Source organism: Deltaproteobacteria bacterium (genome assembly GCA_030654105.1).
Classification (GTDB): Bacteria; Desulfobacterota; SM23-61; order SM23-61; family SM23-61; genus JAHJQK01.
Genome location: JAURYC010000052.1, coordinates 1 through 9463 on the forward strand (window position 1 = coordinate 1; position 9463 = coordinate 9463).

Consider the following 9463-nt stretch of genomic DNA (forward strand, 5'->3'; position numbering starts at 1 on the left):
CTATGGGGTTCCCCTCCCCTTCAGTATCCTCTGCGCCGGATTGGTGGCTGCCGCCTTCGGCTTGCTCGTAGGCATTCCCTCTTTGCGCATCAAAGGCTTTTACCTGATGGTGGCCACTCTCGCTTTCCAATTCATCATCGAATATACCATCATTCACTGGGAGAGCCTGACCCGCGGAATCCGGGGGATTGAGCTCCCTCTCCCCTCCTGCCTCGGCCTCTCCCTCGGAAAACACTACGCCTTTTTCTATTTCATCTTCCTTCTGGCAACTTTTTCCATGTGGGGTCTAAAAAATATCAACCGCTCCAAGATCGGCCGGGCTTTCATCGCCATCCGCGACAACGACGTCTCTTCGGAGATCATCGGCATCCCCGTCTTCCGTTATAAGCTTCTCTCCTTTGCCATCAGCGCCTTTTATGCCGGCATGGCCGGCGCGCTCTTTTCCGCCCTGCAGAGGGGCGCCATTCCGGACGATTACACCTTCTTCAAATCCATCGAGTTCCTGGCCATGGTTCTGATTGGAGGGGCGGGTAGCCTGTTAGGAACGATCTTCGGGGTACTTTTCATTACCATGGTGCCGGAGTTTTTGAACGTCGGCGTGTCCATCCTGGCAAAAAAATACGACCCCAACATCACAGTTTACATGGGCCCGGTGAAGGACCTCACTTTTGGCCTTTTGATCATTCTGTTCATCATCCTCAAGCCCGATGGCCTGGTGGGTGTCTGGGTGCGCATCCGCGACTACTTCCGCATCTGGCCCCTGCCCTACATCTCGCAATAAAAATTACTTCGGCTGGCCAATTAGGGGGCTCCGGATTCCAGAACTGTTCGTCCCCGGGTCCTTTCACTGCCTCCTCTAGGCTAAATGCCCAATCAATATTTTTAGGCCTATCCCGATCAAAATGAGGCCGCCGGCGAATTCAATTTTATTTTCAAAAAAATGCCCGGTCCGATTCCCCACAAAAACCCCGATAAAAGAAATAAGGAAGGTGATGGCTCCGATCACAATGACGGAGGAGATAAGTGGAATTTTGAGGAAAGCAAAACTTACCCCGACAGCTAAGGCATCAATGCTGGTCGCAATTGATAACATGGATAAAACATAAAAATTCAGGGGATTCAAATTGCTTTTATCCTCGGGCAATTTCCTGGATTCATAAATCATCTTCAGGCCGATGGCACTCAGAAGTCCAAAAGCAATCCAATGGTCGATGTTGGATATAAAATCCCTCAACCCCACTCCGGCTAACCATCCCAGGATGGGCATTAAGGCCTGAAAACCTCCAAAAAACAGGGCAATCTGTAGAGCATGGTTGATTTTTAATTGTTTAATAGCGATTCCGCTCGTGATGGCTACGGCAAAACAATCCATGGCCAGGCCAACGGCGATCAAGGTAACGGTGAAAAAATCCATGAAAATTCTCTCTTCAAAATTTAATAGGACGCAGATTTACGCAGATAACCGCAGATACAAAAAAGACGCTATGCGCATAGCGCTAAGCGCTAAGCGACTTTCTGTGCATATCCGTATCCAAAAAGTAATTTCCTATAAAATAAATTGATAGGAAGGTATGCTGGATTTATGGGGAAGCGGCTTTTGTTCGATTCCTATTTTACTTTTTCAGCATGTCGATGAACTCGTCAACGGAGAGGGCAGCAAGGGTTGTAGTCTGCAATGTACCCCTGGCACTTAAGGCGACGGCCACCCGGGCTATGGTCTTGTTATCAGGAGCCTCCAGGATGTTCACGAAGTCGTAGGCACCCAGGAGGGCATACTGGGAAAGGACCTTGACCCCCATTTTTTCTACTTCCTTGTTGACCTCTTTGATCCTTGCCGGTTTTTCCTTTACCGTCTTCCGCCCTTCATCGGTTAAGTTGGTGAGCATGATATAGATTGGCATAAAATCACCCCCTTCTTAAAATAAAAGCCCCCCTCTCCAGCATACCTTCCCCCCTTAGGTAGATAATCGCCTAAACAAAAAACCCCATCCCTCTTTGGGAAGAGAAATGGGGTTGCGATGAACCGAGACATTCTGCTTTCTCCCATTTTTTTAGGAAGAAACTGTTTTCAAGTCGCTACGGTCATAGACAGGGCAATAAATATAGCACTGACCGCAGGCGCCAATCAAGGAAATTTTCTTGCTCCTTTATTTTTCATTTTCGCTCATGAATTCGTATGCTATAGGCCAGGGAAAGGCGGGGGAGGTGCTGAGCACCTCTCCGCCTTCTTATGGCAGGCGGCAGCGAGGGATGTAATAAAAGATCCCACCCGGCGAATCATATCTTCCTTCCCCGCTCCATCCTCCATAATCTTGACAATCGCGCTGCCCACAATGATTCCATCGGCAAAGCGGCTCACCTCCTTGGCTTGCTCCGGTGTGGAAATGCCGAACCCAACGGCTACCGGCTTTTTGCTTATCTCTCTTATCCTGCGGACTGCCGGCTCCAGGTCTGCGGATAATTTTTCCCGCACTCCGGTTACCCCTGTTACCGCTACATGGTAGATATACCCGCGGCATTTCTTGCTCACCCTACGGATTCGCTCGGGGGTACTGGTCGGAGCCGTTAAAAAAATCGTATCTACTCTAACTTTTCTGGCCTCTTCAATCCACGGCCCTGCTTCTTCCGGCGGGAGATCTGGAATGATTACTCCTGCGATTCCGCATTCCTTGCACTCTCCGGCGAAAGCCTTCAATCCATACTGGTAAATAGGATTGAAATAAGTCATGATGACCAGGGGGATGGTTTTCTCCTTTAAATTTTTAGCCAGGGTTAATACCGACTTGAGGTTGACCCCTCTTGGTAAAGCCCGCTGCGAGGCAGCTTGGATGGTTGGGCCATCGGCAAGCGGATCGGAATAAGGCACCCCCAGTTCAATGATGTCCGCTCCGGCTTGCGCCATTTGCAAAACCAGGGCCTCTGTGGTGGCGAGGTCCGGATCCCCGGCCACGATGAAAGGAATCAAGGCTGACTGGCCTTTTTGTCTTAAGCTCTTGAACGTCTGATCGATCCTGCTCATAATTCAACTCCCATTCTTTTAGCGACCGTTTGCACATCTTTGTCTCCTCGCCCCGACAGATTCACCACCATGATCTGATCTTTCCCCAGGGAAGGAGCAATTTTCCCAGCGTAACCCAGGGCATGGGCACTTTCCAGTGCGGGGAGGATTCCTTCGGTTTGGGAAAGGAGGTGAAAAGCCTCCAGGGCTTCCTCATCCGTAACGGTGGCATACTCAGCTCTGCCGCTTTCTTTAAAAAAGGCGTGTTCCGGCCCAACCCCCGGATAATCCAAACCCGCGGAAATGGAATGCGTCTCCACGATATTGCCGGAACCATCCTGCAGGATGTAACTCATGCTTCCGTGAAGCATTCCGATATAGCCGGCGTTCAGCGACGCTGCGTGTCTACCGCTAAACAATCCCAGCCCTCCAGCTTCTACGCCAATAAGGCGCACTCCATCTTTTAAAAACGGGTGGAACAGGCCGATGGCGTTGCTTCCACCCCCCACGCAGGCCACCAGGCAATCCGGCAGCTGTCCTTCTTTCTCCATTACCTGTTTCCTCACTTCCTTACCGATCACCGCTTGAAAGTCCCTGACCATCATAGGATAGGGATGGGGTCCAACCACGGATCCGATCAGATAATAGGTATCGCGAACGTGGGTCACCCAGTCCCGAATCGCTTCGTTAATGGCATCCTTCAGAGTCCTGGACCCCGAGGTAACCGGAATTACTTCGGCGCCGAGGAGTTTCATCCGGAAGACGTTCAGGGATTGCCGCTGAATGTCTTTTTCCCCCATATAGACCGCGCATTGCAGCCCAGTGAGAGCAGCGGCAGTGGCCGTAGCAACTCCGTGTTGACCCGCTCCGGTTTCGGCAATAATCCTTTTCTTCCCCATCTTCTGGGCCAGCAGAGCCTGGCCCAGGGTATTGTTGATTTTATGAGACCCCGTATGCGCCAGGTCTTCCCGTTTAAGGTAAATGCGGCAGCCCTTGAATTCCTCGGTAAGCCTTTCCGCGAAATAAAGGGGGGTAGGTCTCCCCGCATAATCTTTTAAATAGTCAGCCATTGTTTTTTGGAACGGCCCATCTTTTTTGGAAGCGAGATAGGCCTTCTCCAATTCTTCTAACGGAGCCATCAAGGTTTCCGGGACATATTTGCCCCCAAAAATCCCAAAATGCCCTCTTTTATCGGGTTGAACCATCTGCTCTTCTGACCTCCTTTATGAACTCTTTCATTTTGTTGCCATCTTTTTCCCCCGGCGTCTTTTCTACACCGGAACAGACATCCACGCCGATCGGCTTCAACATTTGAATCGCTTGGTAAACATTCATAGGATTCAGGCCGCCGGAAAGGATAAAATTTCTTTTTTTACGAGCTTCCAGAACCATTTCCCAGCCGAAGGGTTTTCCGGTACCCCCAGCCTGGTCCGGACTCCAGGCGTCTAACAAAATGGAAGCGAAAGGATATTTCTCCATCTCTTGCAGACTCTCTAAATTTTTTACCCTTACGGCTTTGATCACCGGCAGAGATACCTGGCGGCAATATTCCGGAGTTTCCTGTCCATGAAATTGGACTGTGTTCAGGCCGCAATAATCCGCGATGCGCTGTACTTCCGGCAATTCATCGTTGACAAAAACCCCTACTTTCAGGACGGACGGGGGAAGGCAGCCGATAATCTCCCGCGCAGCGGAAGGTTCGATCCTTCTCGGGCTCGGAGCGAAAATAAAGCCCAGGGCATCTACCCCCAGGGAAGCTGCCTCCAGGGCATCTTGAACATTCGTGATCCCGCAGATTTTGATCCAAGTCATCGTCCCAAAAGCTCCCGGATCTTGGTCGCAGGATCGGCGGAGCGCATCAATACTTCCCCCACTAGAACGCCCCTCGCGCCCGCTTGCTGGAGGCGTTTAACATCTTCCCGGTTTTTAATCCCGCTCTCGCTGATGACCATCGTCCCCTGCGGAATTTTTTTGATGAGGTGGCAAGTTACCTCCAGGTTCACCTCAAGGGTTTGCAAGTTGCGGTTGTTGATCCCGATGAGTGGAAGAGGAAGGCCAGAAACTTTTTCCAGGTCCTCCTCATCGTGAACTTCGACCAATGGAACCATGCCCAAAAACTTGGTCAGCGTGGCCAATTCCTTCAATTTTTCCCGGTCAAGAATCGCAGAGATGAGTAGAAGAGCATCCGCCCCGGCGATTCTCCCCTCATAGATCTGAAAAGGGTCGATGATGAAATCCTTCTGCAAAACGGGGAGAGAAACGGCTTCCTTAACCATTACGAGGTGGCCGAGGGCTCCATGAAAAAACCGGGCCTCCGTGAGCACTGAAATGGCGCTGGCCCCTCCCGCCTGGTATTTTCGCGCAATCCCTTGGATGTCAGCGTCCTGCCGAATCATTCCGGCAGAGGGGGAAGCGCGCTTGATCTCGGCGATCAGGGCCATGGGGCACTTGTTCAAGAGCGCCCGCAGGAATTCCCTCGGAGCCGGAAGGTCAGAAACCTTCTTTTGCATTTCTTGCAAGGATGATAAATTTTTTCTTTTATGAACCTCTTCCCTTTTCATTGCCGCCACTTTTTCCAAAAACATTTTTTTGGTCACCTCCCCCCACCCTCCCCCTCCCCCTCGAGGGGGGAGGGATGGGAGGGGGTGGAATTCTGATTGGAAAATCGGATGAGGTCATCAAGTTTCTTCCTGGCCCTGCCTGAGTCAATGGCCTCCCGGGCCACCTCGATTCCTTCTTTGAAGTTCATTGCCTTTCCGGCCGCTACAAAGACGGCGGCTGCGTTCAATAAAACAACATCCCGCGCCGGGCCGGGTTCTCCCCTCAGGATTCCGCGCAGGATTTCGGCATTCTTGGCGGGTGTCCCGCCTTGGATGGCCTCCGAACTCGCCTTCTTCAAACCCACCTCTTCTGGCTCAATCTGGTATTGCTCGATGCTTCCATTCTGAAGCTGGCAGAGGGTCGTTTTGCCGGTAATGCTGATCTCGTCGCCGTGGTCGGCACCATGAACGATGAAGGCGGCCTTGCTGCCTAAGTTTCTCAGTACCTCTGCCACCCGCTGGATTAAATCTTCCCGGTAGATACCCAAAAGATGGACATTCGCCCCTGCCGGGTTGGTCAAGGGGCCAAGGAGGTTGAAGACCGTACGGATGCCGATCTCTTGGCGCGGGCCCAGAGCGTGCTTCATGGCCGGATGGAATGAAGGGGCGTATAGAAAAGCCACTTTTAGCTCTTGCAGAGATTCCTCGACCTTTTCCGGGGGCAGGGAAATGTTGACCCCTAAGGCCTCCAGGACATCAGCGCTCCCGCTGCGGCTGGAGACAGACCGGTTGCCATGCTTGGCCACAGTCAATCCGCCGCCTGCGGCCACGAACGCCACCGCCGTGGAAATGTTGAAGGTCCCCTGGCCATCCCCTCCGGTGCCGCAGGTGTCCACAACGTCCTCGCCATTTTGGGCCTGGATACGTACGGCCTTGGCTCGCATGGTCCGGGCCAAGCCAGCGATCTCCTGGTTGGTCTCCCCTTTCATGCGCAGGGCGGTTAAAAGGGCAGCGATTTGGGTGGGCAAGCCTTCTCCTTCCATAATATGGGCCATAGCCTGGGAAGCTTCCTCTTCGCTCAGATCCTGCCCGGCCGCAACTTTAGCAATGAATCTTTTCAGCATGGTTGTTCTCCTCTATGGCTAAAAAATTTTTCAGGAGGATTTTTCCTCCCGGGGTCATGATCGATTCCGGATGAAATTGGACGCCTTCAACGGGAAAAATTTTGTGCCGGACGCCCATAATTTCCCCTTCCTCGGTCTCCGCTGAAATCTCCAGGCACTCCGGCAGGCTTTCCCGCTCGATGAGAAGGGAATGGTACCGGATGGCCGGAAATGGGCTGGGGAGGCCTCGGTAAAGGGTCTTGCCGTCGTGATAGATCAGAGAACTCTTCCCGTGCATCAACCTCTTGGCCCGAATGATTTTCCCTCCGAAAGCCGAGCCAATGCACTGGTGGCCCAGACATACTCCCAGGACGGGAATCTGGCCGGCCATCTGCAAGATTGCCCTCTCGGAAATTCCGGCCTCCTGCGGGGTACAGGGCCCAGGTGAAACAACCAGGTACTTGGGTTTTATCTTACAGATGGTGGATAGGTTAATCTGGTCGTTGCGGTAAACCAGGCATGTTTCTCCCAGCTCACCCAGGTACTGCACCAAGTTGAAAGTAAAAGAATCGTAATTGTCGATTAAAAGAATCATGGCAACCCCTCCTCGGCTTGCCGAATGGATTGAAAGATGGCCTGGGCTTTGTTCAAAGTCTCTTCGAACTCTTTCTCCGGCTCGGAATCGGCGACAATTCCCGCCCCAACCTGGATATACGCTTTCCCGTCTTTAATGAGAATGGAGCGGATGGTAATGCAGGTGTCCATATTCTTGGAAAACCCAAAATAGCCTACGGCTCCGGCGTAAGGCCCCCGGCGGACGGGCTCCAATTCTTCGATAATTTCCATGGCCCGGATCTTCGGCGCACCGGACACGGTCCCGGCCGGAAAAGTCGCCCGGAATACGTCGAAAGCGGTCTTGCCCGGGGCGAGAAGGCCCCGGACGTTGGAGAAGATATGCATCACATGGGAATAGCGTTCCACCCCCATCAATTCCGTTACCTCGACTGACCCGATCTCGGCCACGCGGCCCACGTCATTCCGCCCGAGGTCAACCAACATGATGTGCTCGGCTCTTTCTTTTTCATCCGCCAGGAGATCCTGCTCCATCCTCCGGTCTTCCTCCTGGGTTTTTCCCCGCCGGCGGGTGCCGGCGAGCGGCCGGAGTTCGATCTGCTTCCCTTCTAAACGGACCATCACTTCCGGAGACGCTCCTAATAAAATGGTATCATCCATTTGCATATAAAAGAGGTAGGGCGAGGGATTGATGGAACGCAGGGCGCGGTATACATCGAAGGGCTCACAATGAAGGGCGGTGGAAAACCGCTGAGAAAGCACGACCTGGATAACGTCCCCGGCCTGAATATATTCCTTGGCCCTTTCCACCTTTTGCCTAAATTCTTCCGGACTCAGATTAGAACTTAAGGAAGATGGGGAAAAAGATTTCTTCGGAGGGGAAGGACCGGCGGGGGAATGCAGGCTGGCTTTGATCCTCTGGATTTTTTCCTCCGCTTGCCGGTAAGCATCCTCCAAAGGCTGGGATCCGTCTAAAATCACGTTGGCAATCACTTTAATCTTTTGCCTCACGTTATCGAAAACCAGAAGGGTGTCCATGATCATGAAATAGGAGTCATAAAGATTCAGATCTTGGGCCAGAAGTTCCGGGATCCTTTCCCAAGATCTAACTGCATCGTAACTGGCATAACCAACCGCCCCCCCAAAAAAGCGCGGAAGGGAATCCTGGGGTACAGGCTGGTATTCTTCCAAGAAAGCCTGCAGAGCCCGGAGAGGGTCTTTCTCTCTTCCCTGGCGCAGAACATTCCCATTTTTGAGAATTTCGAATTCTTCCCCTTTGCTGCGAAACAGGTGCGAGGGTCCAGAACCCAGGAAACTGTAGCGTCCCCATTTTTCCCCGCCTTCAACGCTTTCGAAGAGAAAAGAGAACTTGCCATCCTCAATCTTCCGGAAGGCCGAAATAGGGGTTTCCCAGTCAAAGTGTATTTCCTCACACACTGGAATGAGGTTCCCCCGTGCGGCCAGGTTTTTGAATTCCCTCAAGGATGGAGTAGCCATAAATGAAACCTCCTTTTATATTTTTTTCACCGCTCTCCTGTTTTTTGCTTTTTGGCGAATACTCATCTCTGCGCTCTCTGTACTACTAACGTGCAAAATCTCGAAATTTTGTTAAGCAATCCCCCCCACCCTATCCCTCCCCCTCGAGGGGGGAGGGTTGGGAGGGGGTGATTTCTTTTGGTTGCGGCTCTGCCGCGCTGTGTCCTCTGTGGCGAAAAAAAAGCCGGGGACTCCTGAAAACTGCCCCGGCTTCTTTCTCCGATTGATTTCTTAAATCAGAGGCTGCTCTCCGGCGGTAGGCAGTTCCCCTCCCTATGGACGCCTCGCCACCACCAGTTACGATTCTCTCTCCCCCTTCCCCGCCCCTTAGCAGGAAGAGCAGGATGGAAGGAAGGGTGTTGTTTTATCCTGGACGGATCAGAAATCATTTTGGCCTACAAACTCCGGGGATAGGAACCCAAAAGTTTTAAAAAAAGAACTTTCTTTTTCAATTCAGTTGCCGCCTCGTGAATGTGCGGGTCCGTGGTATGGCCTTCAAAGTCCAGAAAAAAGACGTATTCCCAGGGCTTATCCTTAATGGGCCGGGATTCGATTTTGGTCAGGTTGATCGCCTTCTCGGAAAAGGGTTTTAGGATTTCGTAAAGAGATCCCGGCGAATCCGGGATGGAAAACAGGAGCGAGGTTTTATCCCTTCCTGTTCTGTCGCTGACCTGGGGCCCGAGAACCAAAAAGCGCGTGTAATTGTTTAGGTA

General features: G+C 52.2%; 11 protein-coding genes. 1 reads left to right on the forward strand and 10 read right to left on the reverse strand.

Features of this window, described 5'->3' with window-relative positions:
• Positions 1–781: branched-chain amino acid ABC transporter permease (locus Q7V48_02160; GenBank protein MDO9209542.1), on the forward strand; the 781-nt coding region annotated here is incomplete at its 5' end.
• 75 nt (positions 782–856) lie between these two features.
• Here Q7V48_02160 and Q7V48_02165 read toward each other — a convergent pair.
• From Q7V48_02165 to Q7V48_02210, 10 genes are all read right to left on the reverse strand, one after another.
• A complete protein-coding gene (locus Q7V48_02165; protein ID MDO9209543.1) occupies positions 857–1414 on the reverse strand; it encodes a manganese efflux pump MntP family protein in 558 nt (185 codons plus the stop codon).
• A gap of 199 nt (positions 1415–1613) precedes the next feature.
• Positions 1614–1901 (reverse strand): GYD domain-containing protein, encoded by a 288-nt coding sequence (locus Q7V48_02170; protein MDO9209544.1) that lies wholly within the window; start codon positions 1899–1901, stop codon positions 1614–1616.
• 278 nt (positions 1902–2179) lie between these two features.
• On the reverse strand, positions 2180–3019 hold the full coding sequence (trpA, locus tag Q7V48_02175) for a tryptophan synthase subunit alpha (GenBank protein MDO9209545.1): 840 nt from the start codon (positions 3017–3019) through the stop codon (positions 2180–2182).
• Positions 3016–4203 carry a tryptophan synthase subunit beta gene (gene trpB, locus Q7V48_02180; protein MDO9209546.1) on the reverse strand — a complete coding sequence of 396 codons (1188 nt, stop codon included), beginning with the start codon at positions 4201–4203 and terminating at the stop codon, positions 3016–3018. The genes trpA and trpB overlap by 4 nt, the downstream gene beginning before the upstream one ends.
• On the reverse strand, positions 4187–4810 hold the full coding sequence (locus Q7V48_02185; protein MDO9209547.1) for a phosphoribosylanthranilate isomerase: 624 nt from the start codon (positions 4808–4810) through the stop codon (positions 4187–4189). Before Q7V48_02185 ends, trpB begins: the two co-directional genes overlap by 17 nt.
• Entirely contained in the window at positions 4807–5595 is a 789-nt protein-coding gene (gene trpC / locus Q7V48_02190; protein ID MDO9209548.1) for an indole-3-glycerol phosphate synthase TrpC, read from the reverse strand. Before trpC ends, Q7V48_02185 begins: the two co-directional genes overlap by 4 nt.
• Positions 5592–6662, reverse strand: a complete 1071-nt coding sequence (gene trpD, locus Q7V48_02195; protein MDO9209549.1) for an anthranilate phosphoribosyltransferase — start codon at positions 6660–6662, stop codon at positions 5592–5594. The genes trpC and trpD overlap by 4 nt, the downstream gene beginning before the upstream one ends.
• The gene (locus tag Q7V48_02200) at positions 6640–7236 is read right to left on the reverse strand and encodes an aminodeoxychorismate/anthranilate synthase component II (GenBank protein ID MDO9209550.1); all 597 of its coding nucleotides are present in this window, start codon (positions 7234–7236) and stop codon (positions 6640–6642) included. The genes trpD and Q7V48_02200 overlap by 23 nt, the downstream gene beginning before the upstream one ends.
• Positions 7233–8711 carry an anthranilate synthase component I gene (gene trpE / locus Q7V48_02205; protein ID MDO9209551.1) on the reverse strand — a complete coding sequence of 493 codons (1479 nt, stop codon included), beginning with the start codon at positions 8709–8711 and terminating at the stop codon, positions 7233–7235. The genes Q7V48_02200 and trpE overlap by 4 nt, the downstream gene beginning before the upstream one ends.
• Positions 8712–9145: 434 nt before the next feature.
• Positions 9146–9463 (reverse strand): ACT domain-containing protein (locus Q7V48_02210; protein MDO9209552.1); only part of this gene is annotated, 318 nt, incomplete at its 5' end.